The 22,409-nt window shown below is 60.6% G+C and carries 22 protein-coding genes and 1 pseudogene; 10 read left to right on the top strand and 13 right to left on the bottom strand.

The window, feature by feature from the left end; all coding sequences use genetic code 11:
- Nucleotides 1-187: 187 nt before the first annotated feature.
- From KGB14_RS27150 to KGB14_RS27135, 4 genes are read left to right on the top strand one after another with little or no spacing between them, the layout of a single operon-like run.
- Nucleotides 188-1,582 carry a COG3014 family protein gene (locus KGB14_RS27150; RefSeq protein ID WP_223490504.1) on the top strand — a complete coding sequence of 465 codons (1,395 nt, stop codon included), beginning with the start codon at nt 188-190 and terminating at the stop codon, nt 1,580-1,582.
- A gap of 15 nt (nt 1,583-1,597) precedes the next feature.
- A complete protein-coding gene (locus tag KGB14_RS27145; protein ID WP_223490503.1) occupies nt 1,598-1,969 on the top strand; it encodes a YcfL family protein in 372 nt (123 codons plus the stop codon).
- A gap of 39 nt (nt 1,970-2,008) precedes the next feature.
- Nucleotides 2,009-2,596: a penicillin-binding protein activator LpoB gene (lpoB, locus tag KGB14_RS27140; RefSeq protein ID WP_105340689.1), complete on the top strand. Its 588-nt coding sequence runs from the start codon at nt 2,009-2,011 to the stop codon at nt 2,594-2,596.
- Nucleotides 2,597-2,599: 3 nt separating this feature from the next.
- Complete coding sequence (locus KGB14_RS27135; protein WP_223490501.1) at nt 2,600-3,343, top strand: penicillin-binding protein activator LpoB; 744 nt, start codon at nt 2,600-2,602, stop codon at nt 3,341-3,343.
- A gap of 129 nt (nt 3,344-3,472) precedes the next feature.
- Here KGB14_RS27135 and KGB14_RS27130 read toward each other — a convergent pair whose 3' ends face one another.
- The 3 genes from KGB14_RS27130 to KGB14_RS27120 all read right to left on the bottom strand — a co-directional run bounded on the left by KGB14_RS27130 (nt 3,473) and on the right by KGB14_RS27120 (nt 6,838).
- On the bottom strand, nt 3,473-4,105 hold the full coding sequence (locus KGB14_RS27130) for a LysE family transporter (protein WP_223490500.1): 633 nt from the start codon (nt 4,103-4,105) through the stop codon (nt 3,473-3,475).
- 241 nt (nt 4,106-4,346) lie between these two features.
- Complete coding sequence (locus KGB14_RS27125) at nt 4,347-4,928, bottom strand: mechanosensitive ion channel family protein (RefSeq protein WP_223490498.1); 582 nt, start codon at nt 4,926-4,928, stop codon at nt 4,347-4,349.
- Nucleotides 4,928-6,838: an ATP-binding cassette domain-containing protein gene (locus tag KGB14_RS27120; protein WP_223490496.1), complete on the bottom strand. Its 1,911-nt coding sequence runs from the start codon at nt 6,836-6,838 to the stop codon at nt 4,928-4,930. The genes KGB14_RS27125 and KGB14_RS27120 overlap by 1 nt, the downstream gene beginning before the upstream one ends.
- 50 nt (nt 6,839-6,888) lie before the next feature.
- Between KGB14_RS27120 and KGB14_RS27115 the strand changes: the two genes are divergently transcribed.
- The gene (locus tag KGB14_RS27115) at nt 6,889-7,353 is read left to right on the top strand and encodes a TIGR02444 family protein (RefSeq protein WP_223490494.1); all 465 of its coding nucleotides are present in this window, start codon (nt 6,889-6,891) and stop codon (nt 7,351-7,353) included.
- On the opposite strand, the gene KGB14_RS27110 is transcribed toward KGB14_RS27115, so the two are convergent.
- Nucleotides 7,350-8,480 (bottom strand): AlgP family protein, encoded by a 1,131-nt coding sequence (locus KGB14_RS27110; RefSeq protein WP_223490491.1) that lies wholly within the window; start codon nt 8,478-8,480, stop codon nt 7,350-7,352. The genes KGB14_RS27115 and KGB14_RS27110 overlap by 4 nt on opposite strands.
- A gap of 193 nt (nt 8,481-8,673) precedes the next feature.
- Here KGB14_RS27110 and KGB14_RS27105 point away from each other — a divergent pair, with 193 nt between their 5' ends.
- On the top strand, nt 8,674-9,339 hold the full coding sequence (locus KGB14_RS27105) for an FKBP-type peptidyl-prolyl cis-trans isomerase (protein WP_223490489.1): 666 nt from the start codon (nt 8,674-8,676) through the stop codon (nt 9,337-9,339).
- A 60-nt stretch (nt 9,340-9,399) separates the two neighbouring features.
- Here the strand turns inward: KGB14_RS27105 and KGB14_RS27100 are convergent, their stop codons facing one another.
- The 8 genes and pseudogenes from KGB14_RS27100 to KGB14_RS28805 form a co-directional block, all read right to left on the bottom strand.
- Nucleotides 9,400-9,858, bottom strand: a complete 459-nt coding sequence (locus KGB14_RS27100) for an Rsd/AlgQ family anti-sigma factor (protein WP_007899333.1) — start codon at nt 9,856-9,858, stop codon at nt 9,400-9,402.
- Nucleotides 9,859-10,037: 179 nt separating this feature from the next.
- The gene (locus KGB14_RS27095) at nt 10,038-10,589 is read right to left on the bottom strand and encodes a disulfide bond formation protein B (RefSeq protein WP_223490487.1); all 552 of its coding nucleotides are present in this window, start codon (nt 10,587-10,589) and stop codon (nt 10,038-10,040) included.
- A 285-nt stretch (nt 10,590-10,874) separates the two neighbouring features.
- Nucleotides 10,875-12,113 (bottom strand): heme biosynthesis protein HemY, encoded by a 1,239-nt coding sequence (locus KGB14_RS27090; protein WP_223490486.1) that lies wholly within the window; start codon nt 12,111-12,113, stop codon nt 10,875-10,877.
- Entirely contained in the window at nt 12,110-13,252 is a 1,143-nt protein-coding gene (locus tag KGB14_RS27085) for a uroporphyrinogen-III C-methyltransferase (protein ID WP_223490484.1), read from the bottom strand. The genes KGB14_RS27090 and KGB14_RS27085 overlap by 4 nt, the downstream gene beginning before the upstream one ends.
- Nucleotides 13,253-13,268: 16 nt before the next feature.
- Nucleotides 13,269-14,036: a uroporphyrinogen-III synthase gene (locus tag KGB14_RS27080; protein WP_223490482.1), complete on the bottom strand. Its 768-nt coding sequence runs from the start codon at nt 14,034-14,036 to the stop codon at nt 13,269-13,271.
- Nucleotides 14,033-14,974: a hydroxymethylbilane synthase gene (gene hemC, locus KGB14_RS27075; RefSeq protein WP_223490480.1), complete on the bottom strand. Its 942-nt coding sequence runs from the start codon at nt 14,972-14,974 to the stop codon at nt 14,033-14,035. The genes KGB14_RS27080 and hemC overlap by 4 nt, the downstream gene beginning before the upstream one ends.
- Nucleotides 14,975-15,110: 136 nt before the next feature.
- Nucleotides 15,111-15,857 (bottom strand): LytR/AlgR family response regulator transcription factor, encoded by a 747-nt coding sequence (locus tag KGB14_RS27070; RefSeq protein WP_223490471.1) that lies wholly within the window; start codon nt 15,855-15,857, stop codon nt 15,111-15,113.
- Nucleotides 15,854-15,979 (bottom strand): annotated as a pseudogene (locus KGB14_RS28805) (sensor histidine kinase); the annotation flags it as partial. The pseudogene KGB14_RS28805 and the gene KGB14_RS27070, both read right to left, overlap by 4 nt.
- A 339-nt stretch (nt 15,980-16,318) precedes the next feature.
- On the opposite strand from KGB14_RS28805, the gene argH reads away from it, so the two are divergent.
- Nucleotides 16,319-17,713: an argininosuccinate lyase gene (argH, locus tag KGB14_RS27060; protein WP_223490469.1), complete on the top strand. Its 1,395-nt coding sequence runs from the start codon at nt 16,319-16,321 to the stop codon at nt 17,711-17,713.
- A gap of 94 nt (nt 17,714-17,807) precedes the next feature.
- On the opposite strand, the gene KGB14_RS27055 is transcribed toward argH, so the two are convergent.
- Nucleotides 17,808-18,467, bottom strand: a complete 660-nt coding sequence (locus KGB14_RS27055; RefSeq protein WP_223490467.1) for a glutathione S-transferase — start codon at nt 18,465-18,467, stop codon at nt 17,808-17,810.
- Between the two features lie 125 nt (nt 18,468-18,592).
- On the opposite strand from KGB14_RS27055, the gene KGB14_RS27050 reads away from it, so the two are divergent.
- From KGB14_RS27050 to KGB14_RS27040, 3 genes are all read left to right on the top strand, one after another.
- Nucleotides 18,593-18,877 (top strand): hypothetical protein, encoded by a 285-nt coding sequence (locus KGB14_RS27050; RefSeq protein WP_223490465.1) that lies wholly within the window; start codon nt 18,593-18,595, stop codon nt 18,875-18,877.
- 233 nt (nt 18,878-19,110) lie between these two features.
- A complete protein-coding gene (locus tag KGB14_RS27045) occupies nt 19,111-19,356 on the top strand; it encodes a TIGR02647 family protein (RefSeq protein WP_046818484.1) in 246 nt (81 codons plus the stop codon).
- Between the two features lie 206 nt (nt 19,357-19,562).
- Nucleotides 19,563-22,409 carry a class I adenylate cyclase gene (locus tag KGB14_RS27040; protein WP_223490463.1) on the top strand — a complete coding sequence of 949 codons (2,847 nt, stop codon included), beginning with the start codon at nt 19,563-19,565 and terminating at the stop codon, nt 22,407-22,409.

The raw sequence follows: 22,409 nt of genomic DNA, 5'->3' as shown, positions 1-22,409 counted from the left end.
AATGTGTAATTAAAAAGCCATTACATAGCCAGCATCCCTGTTTATAATGCCGCGCCGCCGTTATAGCTATGCGGCATTTAAGCTCCTCTTTTTATGAGGAATTGGCATGAGGCCAACAGCCCTGCCGATGGGTCCCAACAGCCCGACCCGCACGCGGCTGCTTTTATTCAGGGAAGACGTACCCCCTATGGCATTCCGTGCCCCCACCTTGATCGCGCTCAGCGCTGTCACGTTGCTTTCCGGCTGCTCGGCCTTTCGTAACTACGATTCGGAACTTGCACAAACCAACCAGCAACTGGCTTCCGGCAACGTCGACGCCGCTTTGACCCTGCTGGAAAAGAACAACACCGGCAAAGACAAAGACCTTCTCTACTACTTCGAGAAAGGTGAACTGCTGCGCGCCAAGGGCGACTTGTCCGGCAGCCAGAACGCCTGGACCAGCGCCGATCAGGTGGTGGGCAAGTGGGAAGACGCGGTCAAGCTCGACACTGACAAATACCTGGCTCAGTTCGGCAGCTTTCTGGTCAACGACAAGGTTCGTCGCTACGAAGGCTACGACTACGAAAAAGTCATGCTTACCACGCAGATGGCCCTCAACCTGCTGGCGGTGAATGACTTCGACGGCGCGCGCACCGCGATCAAGAAAACTCACGAGCGTGAAGCGGTGATCGCCGATCTGCGTGACAAGGAATACCTCAAGAGCGAAGAGCAAGCCGAGAAAGAAGGCGTTAAAACCCAGTACAAGGATCTTCAGGGTTATCCGGTGGCCAGCCTCGACGCGCCGGAAGTGGTCAGCCTGAAAAACAGCTACCAGAGTGCGTTCAGCCATTACCTGGCCGGTTTCGTCTATGAAGCCCTGGGTGAGAAAGATCTGGCGGCGCCGGGTTATCGCAAGGCCGCCGAGCTGCGTCCGAACACGCCGCTGCTGGAACAGGCGCTGGTGAATCTCGACAAACCCGCCAAGGACGAGGACAGCGACATTCTGATTGTCGTGCAAAGCGGTCTGGCGCCATCCCGCGACTCGATTCGCGTTCCGCTGCCGTTGCCGATCAGCAACAACATCGTGATCACGCCGTTGTCGTTCCCGATCATCAAGCCGGATACCTCCACCGCGACCTTCGCCCAGATCGGCGTGGATGGTCAGCAGCTGAACCTGACTCAGCTCAACAGCACCACCGCCATGTCCCGTCGCGCGCTGCGTGACGACATGCCGGGCATCATCCTGCGCACCACCGTGCGGGCGATCACCCGTGGCGTGGCACAGAAGAAGATCAACGAAACCAATCCGCTGGCGGGGCTTGCAGTCGGTATCTCTTCAGCCGTGCTCGAAGGTGCCGATACCCGTACATGGCGCACGCTGCCGGACAACACCCAAGTGGTGCGTCTGCGGCTGAAAAAAGGCGAGCACCGCGTCACGCTGCCGAGCGTCGTGGGTGGCTCGGTGGTCAAGGTCACTGTCGATCAGCGCTATCAGGTCATCACCCTGCGCGCCGTGGGCAATCAAGTGTTCGCCAGCGGCGTGGCTGCGCATGTGATCCCGAGTGTCAATCCGACCGCCGTGGCCAGCCTCAAACAACCTTAAGAACGGAGTCTTTGCATGCGCTTCAAACTCATCGCTGTCGTCGCCCTGGCCTTGCTGGCCGGCTGCGCCACCCCGCCACCACCAGAGCCGGGCAGCGCTGCCAGCAAGGTCGTGGCCATGGGCAAGCTGAAGAACATTGTGGTCGGCGCCATGCGCGTGGCCCGGGAAAACGGCTTCATGACGGTCAATGTGCAGCTGAGCAACACCAGCTACAACAACAAGACCTTCTACTACCGTTTCGCCTGGCTCGGCCCTGAAGGCTTCCCGGTTGCCGAAGAAGAAACCTGGAAAAGCCAGATGATGTACGGCGAGCAGACCAGTTTCATTCAGGCCATTGCGCCAACCGCCAAAGCCGTCGATTTCCGTCTCGAAATCAAAACGCCTTAAGCCCGACACCCTATTCGTTCAGTTCTAGAGAGCATTCCCATGTTTGCACGCTTTTCGTTCATCGCCGTCATCGCCCTCCTGGCCAGTGGTTGCGCCAACACTTCGCCGACGCTTGGCAGCAAAAACATCAGCTACGGCGACACCAAAGCCGTGGAAACCGTGACCAATGAGTTCGGTTCCACCGACCTGCAGATGATCGCCGAGTCCATGACCCGCTCCCTGGCCCAGTCCGGCATCCTGCAAGGCCGTCCGGTGGTTCAGGTCTACGACGTGAAGAACAAGACCAGCGAATACATCGACACCCGCGAAATCACCACCAGCATCAAGACCCAGCTGATGAAGACCGGCGTCGCCCGTTTCGCCAGCGACAACACCGCAATGCAGAGCCAGGTCGATCAGCTCAAGCTGCAAAACCAGAGCGGCCTGTACAAGAAAAGCACCGTGGCCAAGACAGGCAACATGATTGCCGCCCAGTACCGTCTTGAAGGCTCGATCAGCTCGATCGTCAAGCGCAGCAGCGATTACAAGGACGTCTTCTACAAATTCAGCCTGCAGTTGATCGACGTTGAAAGCGGTCTGGCCGAATGGATGGACGAAAAAGAGATCCGCAAAACCACGGAGCGTTAATCGATGCGCACATGGATTGGCATGATGGCCCTGGCTTGCGCGTTCAGCGTGCAAGCGGCCCCGAAAGTCGCGGTGACGGATCTGGCGTACCAGGAGCGCGTGGAGCAGTACATCCACATCGTTTCGGCACAGAGCAACCACAACCAGAGTTACTACGGTGCCAGTGGCTCTTCGAGTTACAACGAGATCGAAGCGACCAGCAGCTACATCGAACAAGGCGAGCTGCGTAAATTCACCGGCGACATCAAGGGCGAGATCCTGCGCACCGGCATGTTCCAGCTGGTGCAGGGCACGCCTTATACGGCATCGTCCAAAGGTGATGTGTATGACGTGATCAAACGCATCAAGGCCGGCAGCTTCAAGGGCGCCGACTACGTGCTGTTCGGCACCGTGTCAGACATCGACTTCACCCGCGACATGAACGAGCTGGCCAACACCGACAGCTATTCGGCGGTGCTGGGGTTGACGCTGGTGGCGGACTTCAGCCTGATCAACACCAAGACCTTTGAGATCACCTCGGCCTTCACGGCGATGGGCGAAGGTCAGGACACCAAACTGGTGAATGGCCGGGACATCCGGGTTTCGCTGAATCGCCCACGGGTGGTGCGCGATGTGTCCAAGGCGTTGGGTGAAGACGTGGCCACGCAACTGAGCCAACAGCTCGGTGGCAGCGGTTACGAGCAGCCGGGCCAAGCGCCGCAGCGCAATAACCTGCCACGGGATACGGCGCCGGTGATTCTGCACTGATATTTCAGCAGGTACCTGTGGCCAGGGGACGTGTTGTGGCGAGGGAGTTTGCTCCCTCGCCACAACAGCTCGCTCGCCACAGATGAAAAAGGCGACCTCAATGGGTCGCCTTTTTTGTGCCTGACGGTTTTACATTGCCGCTTTGCGCAGGGTCGCCATGAACGCCGCCGCGCCGATGAACAGCCCGGCAAAGGTGCGGTTCATGCGTTTCTGCTGCTTGGGCGTGCGCAGCAATCGCAGGACCTTGGCCGCCAGCCCGGTGTAGCCGGCCATGACGATCAGGTCGACACAGATCATGGTCACGCCGAGGATCAGGTACTGGGCCACCAGTGGCGCGTGGGGGTCGATGAATTGCGGCAGTACCGCGAGCATGAATACCAAGGCCTTGGGGTTGCTGACGTTCACCAGAAAACCGCGGAACATCAGTGCCATCGGCTTGCCGATCTGCCGAATGGCCCCGTCGTCGTTCATCTCGTTAGGCAGCGCGCGCCATTGCTTGACCGCGAGGTAGACCAGATACGCCACGCCAAACCATTTGATCGCATAGAAGGCGGAGGCAGAGGCCGTGAGGATCGCACCGACACCGGCGGCGACAATCGCAATCTGCAACGCCAGGCCCAGTTGCAGGCCCAGGGCGTTCCAGTAACCGCGCCAGAAACCGTAGCGCAAACCGCTGGACATCGACGCAATGGCGCCGGCACCAGGGGAAAGACTGATCACCCAGCAGGCGGCAAAAAAAGCCATCCATGTTTGAAGCACCATCGCACACCTCGACTCAGACTCCTGACAGACGTCTAAGCTAATGCGCCTTTGGGCCGATGACTACCGATTTTTTGTAGGACGGGGGTTGCTGCCGACCAGCGTTCAGGGCGGCAGGGCCCTATCGCGAGCAGGCTCGCTCCCACAGTGGTGCTCGGTTGATCACAGAACACAGGTTCGCTGAGGATCAAATAATGTGAGAGCGAGCCTGCTCGCGATAGCGGTGTATCAGGCTACAGCCAGCCTATTTCTCGAACCCGTTCGAAGGGAATACATCCGTGCCGCGCCAGCGTCGAACCGAGCGCTGGAAGAACAGGCTATTGGGCACTTGCACCATGGCGCTGCCGGTACCGAGTTCTTCGGCTTCGATCAGCGTGGTGTAGAGCAGATTGATCGCCACTACCCGGCCTTTGACGCCAGGCTTGTCGGTGGTGTCCACCAATTCGACCACATCGCCGATACGGAATGGGCCGACGGTAAAAATCAGAATCGCGCAAAGCAGGTTGGACAGCACGCTCCACATGGCGAAAAACGCCACCGCGGCCACGGCGACAAAACCGGACAATGCGGTCCAGAGCACCGTGGCCGACACGCCAAGACGTTCCAGCACGAAGATCAGCGCGCTGCCCATGATCAGCCAGCGCAAACCGCCGCGCAGCGGCATCAAGAACTGCGGCGGAAACGGGTAGCGCTCGCCCAGTCGAGTCAGGCATTTAGCAACGACGCGCTGGGCGACATAACCGGCCAACAAGATCAGCAGGATTTGCACGACCAGCCAGAGCGGCTCGACCCACATCGCTGGCAACGGCAGCTTGAAGGCATCCATCAGGACAGCGCCTCCAGCTCCGCCTGCATGCTTTCGAGCAGTTCCAGCGCTTCCATCCACGCCTCTTCCAGCTCGGCTTCACGCACCTTCAGCTTGGCCTGTTCGGCCAGCAGATCACGCAAGTCGTTCTTGCGCATCGGCTCGTAAATGTCGCTGTCGCCGAGGCTGGCATCGATCTTCGCCAGTTTCTCGTGCAGCTTGCCCAGCTCGGCTTCGAGCTTGTCGGCCTCGCGCTTGTGCGGTGCCAGTTGCTGACGCAACGCGGCAGCGGCCTGGCGCTGGGCTTTCTTGTCGGTCTTGTCCGGGTTTACCGGCGTGTTGTTGACCGGCGCGTTGCGCTGACGGTACTCCACCAGCCAACGGGTGTAGTCTTCCAGGTCGCCGTCGAACTCCTCGACCTTGCCGTCTGCCACCAGATAGAAGTTGTCAGTGGTGCTTTTGAGCAAATGACGATCGTGGGAGACCACCAGTACCGCGCCACTGAATTCTTGCAAGGCCATGGTCAGCGCCAGGCGCATTTCCAGGTCCAGGTGGTTGGTCGGTTCATCGAGCAGCAACAGGTTCGGTCGGCCCCAGGCGATCAGTGCCAAGGCCAGTCGCGCTTTTTCGCCACCGGAAAAATTCAGCACCGGTTCATCGATGCGCGCACCGCGGAAGTCGAAACCACCGAGGAAGTCGCGCAAGGTCTGCTCACGCTCGGTCGGCGCCAGGCGCTGCAAGTGCAGCAACGGGCTGGCCTTGGAATCAAGGGAGTCCAGTTGATGCTGAGCGAAGTAGCCGACCACGGTGTTCTCGCCCCGGGTCAGCCGGCCAGCCAACGGCTCGAGTTCACCGGAGAGGTTTTTGATCAGGGTCGATTTACCGGCACCGTTGGGGCCGAGCAAGCCGATCCGCGCGCCGGGAGTCAGTTGCAGCTTGACCTTCTCCAGCACGGTTTTGTCGCCGTAACCCAGACGAGCATCCGACAGGTCGATCAGCGGACTGGAAATTTTCGTCGACTCGCGGAAGACGAAGTCGAACGGCGAATCGACGTGGGCGGCGGACAGCTCTTCCATCCGCTCCAGCGCCTTGATCCGGCTCTGGGCCTGACGGGCCTTGGTGGCCTGGGCCTTGAAGCGGGCGATGTAGCTTTCCATGTGCGCACGTTGCGCCTGCTGCTTCTCGTAGGCCTGCTGTTGCTGGGCCAGACGTTCGGCACGGGCGCGCTCGAAAGCGCTATAGCCACCGCGATACAGGGTGATCTTGCGCTGATCGACGTGGGCTACGTGATCGACCACGGCATCGAGGAAATCCCGGTCGTGGGAAATCAGCATCAAGGTGCCGGGGTAGCTTTTAAGCCACTCTTCGAGCCAGATGATGGCATCGAGGTCCAAGTGGTTGGTCGGTTCGTCGAGCAGCAACAGGTCTGAAGGGCACATCAAGGCCTGCGCCAGGTTCAGACGCATCCTCCAGCCACCGGAGAAATCTCCTACCTGTCGATCCATCTGATCGTTGGTGAACCCAAGGCCTGCCAGCAACTTGCGCGCCCGGGCGTCGGCGGTGTAGCCATCGGCGCTGTCGAGTTCCGAGTGCAGGCGGGCCTGAGCGGCACCGTCATGGGCCGCTTCGGCCGCCGCCAGGTCGCGTTGCACCTGGCGCAGGCGCAGGTCACCATCGAGCACGTAGTCGACCGCGATGCGATCGAGGGTGTCGATCTCTTGGCGCATGTGGGCGATGCGCCAGTCGGCCGGCAAGAAGCAATCACCCGAGTCCGGGTGCAGGTCACCCAGGAGCAAGGCGAACAGGCTCGATTTGCCGGCGCCGTTGGCACCGATGAGGCCGGCTTTGTGGCCGGCGTGCAGGGTCAGCTCGGCGTCTTCTAGCAGACGTTGCGGGCCACGCTGTAAAGTCAGGTTCTGAAGTCGAATCATAATGGCGGCGGAGTCTACCAGCTTCGCTCGCAACTGGCGCGAGTAGCACTATGTCCTCTGACCTGTGGAGCTTTTCCCTCGGCACTTACGCCCGGCCCGGCGTTGAAGACGCCTGCCTGCAATTGCAGTCGGCGGGGGTGAACGTGTGCCTGCTGCTCTGTGGGCTGTGGCTGGGACAGCGGAGAGTCGCCTGCAACGAACAACGGTTGCAGCAGCTTCGCAATGTGGCCGAGCCTTGGGACGCGGATGTCGTGCGACCGCTACGGGCGTTGCGCACGCAATGGAAAGCCGTCGCAGCTGAAGACGCCGAACTGAATACGTTGCGCGAGCAAGTCAAAACACTGGAACTGCAAGCCGAGCGACAGCTGTTGTTGCGGCTGGAACGCTTGGCGCAGGGTTGGCCGCAGGAGGAGACGAACGACCTCTCGACCTGGCTGGAAGGTGTGGCGGCAGGCACCGCCAACCTGGACCGCGACGCGCTGCATCAGCTGCGCGTCGCGGTAACCGGCACTTAGGAAGCGCTGGTTGGGGTAGTGCTGGTGCTCGACGATACGGCTGGTGTTGGCGCAGACGTGGTGGTCGAGGTGGTTGCTGCAGGCGCGGGCGAAGCCGAAGAGGCCGGGGCCGGAGTTGCTGGCTTGATCGCTGGCGCAGCAGCCGGTTTGGCAGAGGCGACTGGCTTTTTCACGGCCGGTTTTGCTGCTGGCTTGGCGGCTGGTTTTGCAGCCGGTTTTGCGGCGGCTGGTTTGGCGGCAGTGGCTGGCTTGGCAGCGGCAGCAGGTTTCGCAGCAGCAGTTTTGGCAGCCGGCTTGGCGGCGGGTTTGGCCGCAGCTTTTACCGCGGGTTTCGCAGCAGGCTTGGCTGCGGCGGCTTTAGCCGCGACCGGTTTGGCGGCTGGCTTGGCAGCAGGTTTAGCCGCAGCTTTTACAGCGGGTTTCGCAGCTGGTTTTGCAGCAGGCTTGGCCGCGGCAGTTTTTGCCACGGCGGGTTTGGCAGCCGTGGCTCTTGCAGCCGGTTTAGCGGCAGCTGTTTTGGCAGCAGCTGGCTTGGCGGCTGGCTTGGCAGCCGTCGTTTTAGCCGCTGGTTTCGCAGCGCTGGCAGCGACTGGTTTTTTCGCCGCCGGTTTTGCGGCGGGTTTGGCTGCGGCTTTCGCCGGAGCTTTGGCAGCCGGCTTGGCCGGTGCTTTTGCAGCAGCCGGTTTGGCAGCGGCTTTCTTCGCAGGTGCCGCAGCAGGCTTGGCCGAACGCAGGGACAACGCCTTGCCGACAGCCTCTTGGACACGACCGACACCCTGGGCCAGTTTCAGGCTTTCTTGAGCGTCGCGTTTGAGTTGCAGGATGTAGCTGCGCGTTTCGGACTGGCGATCCTTGAGGGCGTCGAGCAGGTCCTCAAGTTCTTTCACCGCCTCTTTGGCCTTGGCTTGTGCCTTGGCTTTGCCGGCCGCCGCAGCGTCCTGCAATTTGGTCCGGGATTTGTGCAGTTTTTCCTGCGCTTTTCCGCGCTGCTTCTCCAGTTTGGCGAGCAGTTTTTCAGCATCAGCCAAGGCTTGGGAACAAGCGTTTTCCAGATGCTCGAGCAGGCTGCCCGAAAGTTGTTGGAGTAAGTGCAACGGAGTATTTACAGGCTTCTTGGTGGCCGACATGGTTTACCTCCTGGCTGGCGTGACTGCGGCTCATACTAGACCTCTGCTGCTACCGCCGCTAGGGCATGTTGACAGTATCGAAAGCGCTCCGTTGCACTGAAGTAAAAATGTTCTGCGCTCGCGCAAAAACCAGTTCACCTTTGAACGCATTCACACTGGCATAATCCTGCGCATCTCAGGTCGGAGAGTGCCCATGTCGCGCTACCTTTTTTTATCGCTGTGTGTGTTTTTTTCCGTGGCCCAGGCCACCGAAAAAACCACCACGAATGACGCTCACGATCTCGCCTACAGCTTGGGGGCAAGTCTTGGCGAACGCTTGCGCCAGGAGGTTCCAGACCTGCAACTTCAGGCACTGCTCGAGGGTTTGCAGCAAGCCTATCAAGGCAAGCCATTGGCACTGAAAGACGAGCAGATCGAACGGATTCTGGCCGAGCATGAAGCCTTGATAGCCGAGCAACCCGCCGTCGCGCAAAGCGAAGTCGCCCTCGAAAAAGAGCAGCGTTTTCTCACCGAGGAAAAAGCCAGGCCGGGGGTTCGTGAACTGGCGGATGGCGTTTTGCTGACGGAGCTGGCTCCGGGCTCCGGCGCCAAGGCCGGCCCGAACGGCAAGGTGCAGGTGCTGTATATCGGTCGCTTGCCTGACGGCACAGTGTTCGATCAGAACAACCAGCCGCAGTGGTTCAGTCTTGATAGCGTCATCACAGGCTGGCGCAGCGCGCTGCAAAACATGCCGGTCGGCGCGAAATGGCGCCTGGTGATTCCATCGGCCCAAGCCTATGGCGCCGACGGTGCCGGCGACTTGATCGCGCCGTTCACACCGCTGGTGTTCGAAATCGAATTACGCGGTGCCACTGGCTGAAAGCCGGAAACGAAAAACGGCGCGCATTGCGCACCGTTTCTGGTTTGTTGCCGGAAGGGTTCAGGCCTGAACCGAATCCTCTTCCTTGTGAGCGGTGTGCAGCACTTCGATCAGGCAATCTTCCAGTTCGAAGCGTTCGTGCAACAAGCCACCCAGCTCCTTGAATTTCTCCGCAACGCACTTGCCGGCATCACACAGATCATTGAACGCCAGCAGCTTCTCGGTGATGACGTCGATGCGCGGGTAAATCGTCTCGGCCAACTCCAGACCGCGCGTATCACCGAACGCCTTGGCTTCGCCGGTCAGCTGTTCGTAAATTTCGAAATGCCCGGCAGATACGTAATCGACCAGCACTCCGCAGAATTCCTGCAGCGGTTTTCGGTTCTCGCCCAGAGCCTCGGGCTTGGCGCCGAGAGCGTCATAGGCCCGAACCAGTTCGTGACGCTCCTGCAACCAGCGATCGATCAGCAGATGCACTCCACCCCAGCGTTCCTGAGCATTCTGACAACTTTCGAGCATGGTGATTCTCTCTTCCCTTGTGGGTCATGCTGCCCTACACCTGTCGCACACTTGAAGATCAAGAATCGGCCAGGCAGAGCGTCATTCGAGCAACATAAATCCAATGACACGTGCGGGCCAGATTATGCCCGCGCGACAATGGCTTCAAGGTACGCAGGAGATAAAGTTCATACAAGTGTTTAATCGCCTGCCAGCACCCGGTGCGACGACTCGCCGCTGAGCGGTCGCTGACACGCGATCCAGACAAGGCGCAGCAACCGATACCCGCCCAGGATCATCATCGCAACGAAGAACAGCAGGCTCCACTCCGGGATGCTCAGGTCGAACAGCGTCCAGGACATTTCGGCGCAGTCGGCGGTGCCTTCGAACATTCGTTGCAAGGCATACAACCAGGGCGTGCCGGCGACCAGATCGACCAGATCGGGCGAGCACGCCGACAGTTGATGTATCGGATCGCTCTGCAACACAACCTGTCGCCACGCTGTAACGGTACCCGCCAGACTGCAGAGCAGACCCAGCAGCCAATACAGGAATGTTCCGAAGCGACCAGGACCGTGCACCGAACCCGCCAGGCAGACACCCGTGAGCAGCGCCAGGCAAACCCGCTGCAACAGGCACAACCCGCAAGGCTTGAGGCCGACCGCATATTCCAGGTAATAGGAAACGCCCAAGGCCAGGGCACCTGCAATGAAAACCATGAAAAACAAGGAGCGTGAGCAGGCCAAAGACATGGCTTTTCCGTAACAGTAGAGACAGGCGGTTACGGTAGAGGAAAGCGCTGCAGCCTTTCAAGGCAGGCCAGCACGGACACTTCACCAGAAGTGTAGGGAATTCCCGACAGAAGCATGGGGATAAGATGTAGTCCGCTGTAGGACGTTGCCGCCGAAGAACTACAAAGCTAAAACAATGGCCAATTTGGAGCGACTGGATCGTTTCCTGCGAACGACTCCCGCCCCTGTAGCCGCTGGCGCAGCCTGCGTTCGGCTGCGCCAGCGGCCACAGGGCCGGTTCAGGAATCAAGCGTGAGCCGACACCGGTAGCGGTGCAGCCAACAAGCGCTCGTCCAGCAGACCCAAGCCCTCCTGGAACAGCTGATTACTGCGTTCGGTGTCACCCAGTTGCGCCAGCAACCGCGCCAGTTCGGCGCAGGCCTCAGGATTGCGCTGCACGCGCAAGCTGTTCTCCAGATAATCCCGGGCCTTGCCCCATAGGCTGCTTTGCAGACACAGGCGGCCCAACGTCAGCAACAGGCTCGAATCGGCCGGATGATCCTTGAGCCAACCCTCGGCGGTGTGCAGTTGCCTGGCCGGATCGCTGCCGCGAACCAGACCGTACAGGCGTGCCAGATGACTGTCGTATTGGCGCTTGAGAGCCGCACGCAGAACCTCTTCGGCCTCGACCTGCGCGCCCAGTTGCCGCAATTGCTCGGCATAGGCCAGCACCAATTGCGGTTCCTGGCGCTGAGCGGCGGTGAGCTGCTGCCAGGCACGATTGAGCGATTGCAAGCCGACCGTTCCGTCCTCTTCCTTGTGCGCCGCCAGCGAAAGATTCTCACCCCAGGCCCGACGTTCCAGTTCAGTCAGCTCGGCCGGTGGCAACACCTTGTCCTTGCGTAACTCCGGCAACAAGCGAATCACTGCCGACCAGTCGCCCCGCTGCTGATGCAAGCGCTGCAACTGACGCAGGGTCTGGACGTTATGAGGATGACGCTCATGCATGGCTTGCAGGGTCACCAGCGCGCCTTCAGTGTCACCGCGATCGGTCTGCAATTGAGCATGACTCAAGGCAATCGCCAGCTCAGCCCGGGGCTGTCGCTCGAGGGCGCGTTCCAGCAGGTTGTCGCTTTCCTCGTAGTGACCTTGTTCGTTCGCGGCGCGGGCGGCACCGAGGTAATAGAGCAACGGCTGACGTTCGGCTTCCGCCGCACGATGCAGATGACGCTGCGCACTGGCCCAACGGCCCTCGGCCAAATCCAGCTGACCGTGCTCTATCGCCACTTGCACCCGCCGACTGCGATTGCGCCGCGACCATGGGTTGACCACTCCACCGGAAGTCGTCAGCAGTTCGATCAATGCCTTGATGCCCCAGAACACCAGCCACAGCACGGCCACCAGGGCCAGGGTTGCCCACAGGCTCGATTCGTAACGGAAGGTCTTGTAGGCGATCAGCACGTAGCCCGAGTGCTCTGCAATCGCCAGGCCCAGCGCGGCGGCGGCAGCGATGACCACGAACACGATCACATAGAGGCGCTTCATGGCGTGGCCTCCAGCGCGGTGTTCGCGGCAGGTTTGGCCAGCGGTTTCACTGAGTCTTCGGCGTTGACGTTGCGTCGCTCAAGGTAAGCCTGAACCGCGCTCAAGGTGCCCGTCAGATCTGGCGTGACCACCGTGACCGGCTGCTTGCTCAACTCGCCCACCTGCTCCAGCATGATTTTGCTCTGAGGGTTGTCGGGGTTGAAGTTGCCCTTGAGCACGTCCCGCGCCTCGGTCAGCGCCTGGGTGTAAACCGCGGCCTGGCCATTGAGCGCAGCCCATTGCGCCTGCTCCAGCGCCAAGCTCAGGGCCAGACGCACCTGACTCAAGCTTTGCCCGGCCAGCAGCGGACGGACATTCTTGTCGGCGTTGAAGTCGATGCGGATATAACGCGAGATCTGATCCCACCATTGCGCCCAGCGACTGGCGCCGTCGCCATCGGCCGTCAGGCCCAGCAGGGATTCGCCACGGTCCTTGTACTCGGGCGCCAGCTCGGTGAGGTTGATCACCTGATCGCGCAAGGCACCCAGACGCAGGAACAACCCGGTGCGATCCGGCTGTTCGGTACTGCGCAGGGCCACCAGGGTTTTGGCCACTTGCTCGCGAGCGGCAAAAGCCCCCGGGTCGTTCTGTTCACGGAGAATTTCATCGGCGCCCTGCACCAGGGCCTGAGCGCTGCTGATGTCCTGCAATGCCGACAGGCGCAGACTGGCCAGGCGCAGCAAATGTTCGGCTTCAGCCAGACGCCAGTCCTTGCGGCTGGCACCGAGGACGGTTTCCAGACGTTGATTCAAGCGTTGCTGATCGCCTTGAAGCTGAGTGACCAAACGACTGCGCGCGTCGAGTTCCTCGGCGGCGGGCATTTGCTCGAGGCGAGCCGTCAGGCGTTGCTCATTGAGTTTCAGGCTCTGCGCCTGATCGTTCAACGCCTGGACCTGGCTCAACTGCTGTTGGGTATTGGCTTGCAGGTGACGCACCTGCCAGACTCCCCAACCGCCCACGGCAACACCGGCCGCGCCCAACAGCAGCGCGATGATTGCCAGCCCATTGCCTCGGCGCTGCACAGCAGCAGGTGGTGGTGTTTCAACCGGTGCATCGAGCACTGGCTGGACGTCATCTTTAGGCAAGGCTGTTTCGCTCACGTATCCATCCTTTGCATTAGAGAACGGGCTCGGGATGCTCCCGTAACGCCGTCAGCAAAGCCGCAGCACTGGCGCCACGACAATCCACAACTGTTTGGGCCCCGGCGGCACGTGCCATCTCGGCGACCCTGGGGCTTGGAACAAACAATGGCAACCGCGCAAGCGCAGGCCAGGTATCGCCCGCCAATTGGCGCAGGTGCTCAAAACCCTGCCCACTGCTGACCACCAGCCCGTTCAAGCGTTCCGCTTCGATCCGGTCAGGCAGTGTCGCTGGCGGGTACTGCGGCAAACCGCGGCGGTACAACTCCAGATACTCGACACTAGCACCAAGCTCGCACAAACGCTCAGCCAGCAGCTCGCGCCCACCCTCCCCGCGCATGATCAGCACCCGCGCATCGGGGCGGACGATAGCCTCGCGCAACTGTGGAAGTTCAAGCAAGGCTTCGCTGTCATCGCCGTCGACCGGGAAGCTCACATCCAGCCCGTTATCCTCGAGGATCTGGGCCGTCGCCGCGCCCACGCTGAACCACTTCACAACCGGTGGTTGCAGCCCGTGCCGGTTGAGCAGATCGACAGCGATTCTGGCGGCCGGCTTGCTGACCACGATCACCGCGCAATAGTGATTCAGATTCTGAATCACTTCGCGCATTTTGGCAGAGGCCGGAATCGGCTCGATGTCCAAAAGCGGCAGGCTGCTACTGAAAACCCCCGCTTCGGCCAGCACACCGGCAAGCGCCGCCGACTCATCCGCAGGGCGTGTCAGCAACAGGCGCCAGCCAGTCACTCGTGACCTGCCTCGCCATAGACTGCTTTCAGAATGTCGGCGGCGCCCTGGCTCAGCAAGTCTTCAGCCACTTGCACACCCAAAGCCTCGGCATCAACCCGTGGCGCACGGGCTTCGGCGCTGAGCAGCAGACCGCCGCTCGGATCGCCGACCAAACCACGCAACCAGATCTGCTCGCCTTCAAGCACGGCGTAGCAGGCGATCGGCACCTGGCAGCCGCCATTCAAATGTTTGTTGAGAGCACGTTCGGCGGTAACGCGGACGGCCGTGTCCGGGTGATGCAGCGGCGCCAGCAGCGCATGAATGTCAGTGTCGGCGCTACGGCATTCGATACCGACCGCGCCCTGGCCACCGGCCGGCAGGCTGTCTTCGACATTGATGGCCGAGGTGATGCGGTCTTCGAAGCCCAGGCGAATCAAGCCCGCGGCGGCGAGGATGATGGCGTCGTATTCGCCGGCATCGAGCTTGGCCAGGCGGGTGTTGACATTGCCGCGCAGGAAGCGGATTTCCAGGTCCGGGCGACGGGTCAGCAGCTGAGCCTGACGGCGCAGGCTGGACGTCCCGACGATGCTGCCTTTTGGCAACTCATCCAGGCTGGTATAGGTGTTGGAAACGAAGGCGTCGCGCGGGTCTTCACGCTCGCAGATGCAGAACAGGCCCAGGCCTTCGGGGAAGTCCATCGGCACGTCCTTCATGGAATGCACGGCGATGTCGGCTTCGTTCTCCAGCAGCGCGGTTTCCAGCTCTTTGACGAACAGGCCTTTGCCGCCGATTTTCGACAGGGGCGAATCAAGCAGCTTGTCGCCACGACTGACCATGGGCACCAGCGTCACGAGCAGGCCTGGATGGGCCTGTTCCAGACGAGCCTTGACGTATTCGGCCTGCCACAGGGCGAGAGCACTTTTGCGGGTGGCGATGCGGATTTCGCGAGAGGACATGGATCAATCCGTACTGAATAGATACGGCGGATAATAACATCTCAGCCAAATCCGCTTTGACTTGTATCAGAAACAGCACAGCCTCCCTGGCCCTTAATGTCCGGTAATAGGCTAGAAACCCACCCTGCGCGGCGGATTAAAGCTGTTGCATCATTTTTCGCACGCCGGCCACATGCCGCCGGCTGACGATCAGGGCGTCGCCGTTCAGGCCTTTGAGGAACAGCTGGAAATGTCCCAGAGGCGTGCGTTGCAGTCGCTCGATGCGTTCGCGGGCAACCAGTGCGTTGCGGTGGATCCGCACGAAACGGTCGCCGAATTCGTCTTCGAGGGCTTTCAGCGGTTCGTCGAGCAGCACTTCGCCGCCTTCATGGCGCAAAGTCACGTATTTATGGTCGGCAATGAAGTACACCACTTGACCCAACGGGATCAGTTCGATGCCTTTTCGGGTGCGGGCGCTGATGTGGCTGCGCGGACCGCTACCGGTTTCGGCCGCCGGGCGAGTCAAGGCCGCGAGCTGGACGCGATTGGGTCGCTCGGCTTTCTTTAATGCTTCGTGTAACTGTTCTGTGCGCACTGGCTTCACCAGATAGCCCACGGCGCTGGCCTGCAGGGCTTCCACGGCAAATTCATCGGGTCCGGTGCAAAACACTACGGCGGGCGGGGTTTCGCGTTCGCACAACCGTGCAGCCACTTGCAGGCCATCGAGGCCCGGCATGCGAATATCGAGCAACACGATATCCGGCTTGTGGCTGTCGATCAGTGCCAACGCCTCTTCGCCGTTCGTGGCGCTGGGCTCCAGGACATTGTATCCCTCGATCTCGCCGACCAGCCGGGTCAGGCGCTCGCGGGCCAAGGGTTCGTCATCAACGATCAGGACATTCATATTGCGCTGGATTCCTGCGTGAGTCTCGCACAAGGATAGCGTAGACAGGTGAAGTGACGTCCGTCACCGCGATCCACGCTAAGACTAGCGCGAGGGCCAAAAAGTGCCGCGAGACCGGCGGCTAAATTTTTATCTGCCGGGTGACTGACGGCCCAGGCCCGCGTTGGCGAGGCATCGCCGTCGTGTTTGCCGATACACAATATGAACACCCCTCTTCTCTCTATAGTCAGCTGCAGCATCGAGAAGTGCGCTGATCCTCTGTCCAACTGTAGACGGTTGCCGGGACGATATTGCTCAATTGATAAATATCGTTGCGCAATTTCCGTATGGCTTGCCTGGAGTATGGGTCGCCCGATGAGAAAAAAACGTGTCGACCAGTGCCAGCCGCAGGATTGGCAACCCTGTTATTATCCGCGACAGCGTTCCACACCATCTTTCCTCAAGCCGATACGAGCGAATTCATGAGCACTGACAAGACCAATCAGTCCTGGGGCGGCCGCTTCAGTGAACCCGTCGACGCCTTCGTCGCCCGCTTCACCGCCTCCGTCACCTTCGACCAGCGCCTGTATCGCCACGACATCATGGGCTCGATCGCCCACGCCACCATGTTGGCCAAGGTCGGCGTGCTGACCGATGCCGAGCGCGACAGCATCATCGATGGCCTGAAGACCATCCAGGGTGAAATCGAGGCCGGTCAGTTCGACTGGCGCATCGACCTCGAAGACGTGCACATGAACATCGAGGCGCGTCTGACCGACCGCATCGGCGTGACCGGTAAAAAGCTGCACACCGGTCGCAGTCGTAACGACCAGGTCGCCACCGACATCCGCCTGTGGCTGCGTGACGAGATCGACCTGATCCTCAGCGAAATCACCCGCCTGCAACAAGGCTTGCTGGAGCAGGCCGAGCGCGAAGCCGGCAGCATCATGCCGGGCTTCACGCACCTGCAAACCGCGCAGCCGGTGACCTTTGGGCACCACATGCTGGCCTGGTTCGAAATGCTCAGCCGCGACTATGAGCGCCTGGTGGACTGCCGCAAGCGCACCAACCGCATGCCACTGGGTAGCGCGGCACTGGCCGGCACCACTTACCCGATCGACCGTGAATACACCGCTCAACTGCTGGGCTTCGACGCCGTCGGCGGTAACTCGCTGGACAACGTGTCCGATCGCGACTTCGCCATCGAGTTCTGCTCGGCCGCCAGCATCGCGATGATGCACTTGTCACGGTTCTCCGAAGAGCTGGTGCTGTGGACCAGCGCGCAGTTCCAGTTCATCGATCTGCCGGACCGTTTCTGCACCGGCAGCTCGATCATGCCGCAAAAGAAAAACCCGGATGTGCCGGAGCTGGTTCGCGGCAAGACTGGCCGGGTATTCGGCGCGCTGATGGGCCTGCTGACCCTGATGAAAGGCCAGCCATTGGCCTACAACAAGGACAACCAGGAAGACAAGGAACCGCTGTTCGACGCCGCCGACACCCTGCGCGATTCGCTGCGGGCCTTTGCCGATATGATCCCGGCGATCAAGCCCAAGCACGCCATGATGCGCGAAGCGGCCCTGCGCGGTTTCTCCACCGCCACCGACCTGGCTGACTATCTGGTGCGCCGTGGCCTGCCGTTCCGTGATTGCCACGAGATCGTTGGCCACGCCGTGAAGTATGGCGTGGAAAGCGGCAAGGACCTGGCGGAAATGAGCCTGGAAGAACTGCGCAAGTTCAGCGATCAGATCGAGCAGGATGTGTTTGCCGTGCTGACCCTGGAAGGCTCGGTGAATGCCCGCGACCATATCGGCGGGACTGCGCCGGCGCAGGTCAAGAAGGCTGTGGTTCGCGGTCAGGCACTGCTCGCCAGCCGTTAAGAGCTTCGCGGGCAAGCCTCGCTCCTACATTCGACCGAGTGTCCTTGTAGGAGCGAGGCTTGCCCGCGAAGGCATTCTCAAGATCGTTACACGTCTACTTTTTGGACGCGATCATTTCCAGAAACGCTGGCATCGCCGCGTCCTTGTCCTTTGCGATCCTCTGCACATGCGGGTTCTGTCCCAGACGCTCCAGCAGCGCCCTGGCCGCCGGCATCTCAGCCAACAGATCGATATCGAACAGCTTCTGCGCCACGGCACAGGCCATCGGCACGCTGTACAGGAAATACAAATCCGCAATGCTGAGACTGTTGCCCGCTACGTAAGGGGCGAACTTGCCATGCCTGCCCAGCGAGGCGAACCCCAGCAGCAGCTCGGCCTTGGTCTTGTCCTTGATCGCCTCCGGCACAGACATACCGAAAAACGCTTCGGGGTAGCAGGCGCGCGCCGGCAGTTCGATGTACAACTCGATTTCCTTGGCCAAAGCCAGCGCCTGCGCTCGCTCGAAGGGCTCGCTGGACAGCAGCGGCGTACCTTTCTGGCTCTGTTCGAGGTACTCGAGAATCACGCTGGTTTCATTGATGAACCCTTGTTCGACGCCCAGCACCGGCACCTTCCCGCGCGGGCTGATGGCTAATGCCTCGGGACTCGGCCCTGGGTGAAACAGTACTTCTTCAAACGGCAGTCCCTTCTCCAGCAACGCCAGCTTGACCATGTTGTAGTAGTTGCTGACGCAAAATCCATAAAGCTTGAGCATTACATAGCCTCCAGGCCGTGCAGGGGGTTGGCAGCGCCAGTTATAGAACGCCCCGGCACTTCTTGCCAGCAGCATCACAGCGCTGAATGCAGGTAAACTGGCCGCCTTTCCTTGAGGAGCCTGCCATGAGCGAGCCTAACGACATCGACAACGACGAAGAAGAGTTCACCGAAACGACGCTGATCGAAGCGATCGAGAACCAGATCGAAAGCGATAACCCGCCAGCGGCCAAGGCAACGTTTAACAAGCTGACCCTGGTGGGTTACGAGCGTGAAGAAATCCTCAATCTCATGGCACATGTGCTGGCTTACGAGATCGATGCCATGCTCGATGAAGACCGCGCATTCAACACCGAATGGTACGAAGCTGCGCTGCGTGCGTTGCCGGAGCTGCCGCCAGAAAAGCAATAACCCCAGTTTCCTGTAGGAGCGGGGCTTGCCCGCGAAGAACGATGATGCGGTTTTTCAGGAAGACCGCGGTGAGGCCTTCGCGGGCAAGCCTCGCTCCTACAGAGACCGCCGCACCACCCACCGGGGAATGTTCGCCGAGGCGAAAAAACCCTGTTGCCAGCACTGGACATGCTGCGCGAGTGAGATCACCTTAGGGGCGCTGTCGTCCAATTCCTAGAAAGTCTGGAGTCCTTATGTCGCTTACCCCTGAGTTGGTTGCCGAACTGGAAGTCCTCGCCCTCTTCAACCTGGACAGCTCCCAGGAAGGCCTGAAAATTCATCAGACCGCTGCCCCGAAACACATTGCCGCCGCTAAACGCCTGTTCGAAAAAGAACTGATCGACCAGCCCGATGGTGGTTATCTGACCAGCCTGGGTCGTGACGCCGCGCAAAATGTACAAACCGTTCTGACGATTCTGAGCGTCCAGGAAACAGCCTGAGCATCACCGCATCGCCCACGGAAACCTCTGTCACGGGATTTCCGCGGGCACACTCGATGACCCGCCCTGTTACCTGCCGTCGCCCAACGATAGAAACCTGACGCCAGAAATACAAAATCAGCTTAAAAGTCCCGGGGCCGAGGCGCTAAACTGCCCCTCATCCCGAGCCCTCCACGTCCGAGCCCCGTGAGCCGGATTGAGCTGACATGACCCGCACCCATGAAATCCGCCCCGATCTGGACGAGGGAATCGACCGTAAGGTTCTCAGCCAGCTGCGCGCCCGTTTTCTGAAGCTCAACGAGGGCCGCATGGCGCGCGCCATGGAAGGGTTGTCGACCCGTCAGCAAACGGTTCTGACCCTGCTGCCGCTGTTTTTCCACGTCAATCATCCGCTGTTGCCAGGTTACGTTTCGGGCGGCACTCCGGCCGGGTTGTCGAATTACGAACCTGACGCCAACACCCTCGCCGAAGCCCAGCGCCTGACCCGCTCGTTTTCCTACAAGCCGCGCCACGGCAGCAACCCGCCGCGACCGATTCACGGCCTGTTCCTGATGGGCAGCCTCGGCACCCTGGCCCAAGCCGACCAGAGCGATATGGACGTATGGGTCTGTCACGCGCCGGACTTGAGCGAAAGCGAGCTCACTGAGCTGCGCAAGAAATGCCAGTTGCTTGAGATATGGGCCGCCAGCCAGGGCGCCGAGGCGCATTTCTTCCTGATAGACCCCGCACGTTTCGTACTCGGCGAACGCGATACTCAACTGAGTTCGGAAGATTGCGGCACCACCCAGCACTACCTGCTGCTGGACGAGTTCTACCGCACCGCGATCTGGCTGGCCGGTCGTACACCCATCTGGTGGCTGGTGCCGGTTTACGAAGAGGCAGCGTATGACCGCTACACCCACACGCTGCTATCCAAGCGTTTTATCCGTGCCGACGAGACCCTGGACCTGGGGCATCTGTCGTATATCCCGCCCGGGGAATTCATCGGCGCCGGGCTCTGGCAATTGTTCAAGGGCATCGAGTCACCCTACAAATCGGTGCTCAAGCTGCTGCTGACGGAGGTCTACGCCAGCGAACACCCCAAGGTCCAGTGCCTGAGCCTGCGTTTCAAGCAGGCGGTGTTTGCCAATCGCCTGGACCTCGACGAACTGGATCCATACGTCGTGGTTTACCGACGCATCGAGGAATACCTCACGGCCCGGGGCGAACCGGAACGCCTGGAGCTGGTACGCCGCGCGCTGTACCTGAAGGTCAACCGCAAACTCACCGGCAACAGCGGTCGCACCCAGAACTGGCAGCGCTCGTTACTCGAACGCCTGGCCCACGAATGGCATTGGGATCAGCGTCAGCTCGCATTGCTCGACAGCCGCAGCCAATGGAAAGTCCGCCAGGTCAGCGCCGAACGCCGGGCCCTGGTCGGCGAGCTGAATTACAGCTACCGCTTCCTGACGCAGTTTGCCCGCAACGAAAAGACCGTCAGCCTGATCAACAAACGCGACCTCAATGTACTGGGCCGGCGGTTGTACGCGGCTTTCGAGCGCAAGGCCGACAAGGTCGAATTCATCAACCCCGGCATCGCCCCCGATCTGGCCGAAGACACCCTGACACTGGTGCAGGCCCCAAACAAGAAAGAACCGGGGCAAACCCAGTGGGGTTTGTACAACGGCAGCCTGGCCGCCCACGAGTGGGAGCATTTCGCGCCCATCAAGCGCAGCCGTCAGTTACTGGAGCTGCTCACCTGGTGCCACCGCAATGGCGTGATCGACAGCAGCACCCGCCTGGCCCTGCACCCCGGCACCAGCGACTTGAGCGAGTTCGAACTGTTCAACTTGCTCGGTAGCCTGCAACAAAGCATCGCCCTGCCCCTGACTACTGTCGCCGAAGAGCCTTTGCTGCGCGCCAGTGTGCCGAGCGAAATACTGATTCTGGTAAACGTCGGCGTCGACCCGCTCAAGCACCATCGCGACCTGAACATCCTGATGACCACCGAGCGCACCGATTCCCTGAGCTATGCCGGCGTGCGGGAAAACCTGGTACTGACCCTGGATCAGGTCACGCTCAACAGCTGGAACGAGGTGCTGGTCAGCCGCTTTGACGGCCCACACGCCCTGCTGGACTGCCTGCGCGATTACCTCAACAACCTGCCGGACGGGCCACAACAGCCCAAGCTGCGGGTACGTTGCTTCTGCCACAATCGCGCGCAATTCATTGCGCGGCGGGTCGAAGAAATCCTCGACACTGCCCAGAGTCTGCTGCTGAGCAAGCTCAATCATCGTTACCTGATTCAGGTCCAGCAGCATTACCACGTGCTGGAGCTGGTGCCCGGCCAGGTCAGTCACGCTGCCTTCGCCACGCTGCCGGCGCTGTTCGATTACCTTGGCGAAGAACTGGTGAGCTACAGCCCGTTACATCTGGACCCGATGGCACTGGAAGACCACGATCTGGCGCTGATCCTGCCCATGGGGCAACCCGACTGCGTTCAAGTGTTCTACCGGATCCACGAACACCTGGCCGATGTGTATGTACTGGATGAATTCAATGCCCTGTGGCAGCAGCGCTTGCCCTATCACGACGAACAAAGCCTGCTGGTGCCACTGCAACGTTTCCTGCAATCGATCCAGTACCGACGCGATGCCTTGCTACCGATGGACACCGCCCAGCCACTGAGTCTGGACACGTTGTATTACCAGTTATTGCCTTCAGGTCCCGCACGGGCCCGTCGGGTCGAAGCCCGGCCAGCGCCGCAAACCCCGGTCAATAAACCGTTCTACGACGTACAGGCCATCGTCGGCAAAGCCGCACCCGGGCAGGTGCAGGTCACGTTGTATTGCAATCAGCGGGAATTTTCAGAACTGGAACATGGCGATCAGCTGTTCAGCGTGGTCGCCCGGGAAATCGTCGAGCAGCGCCGCGAGACCGAACGCTATCGCTGCTACATCACCGACCTGGACCTGTCGGGCCTGCTCGGTGATGGTCAGAGCTCAAGCAATTTGTATCTGCGCTACAAGGCCGACCTGGAGCGCGCATTGAACGAGGCACTCGAGCAGGTCTGA

The organism is Pseudomonas sp. A-RE-19 (genome assembly GCF_019956555.1).
Lineage (GTDB): Bacteria > Pseudomonadota > Gammaproteobacteria > Pseudomonadales > Pseudomonadaceae > Aquipseudomonas.
This window is presented reverse-complemented; position numbering and strand designations above follow the sequence as displayed.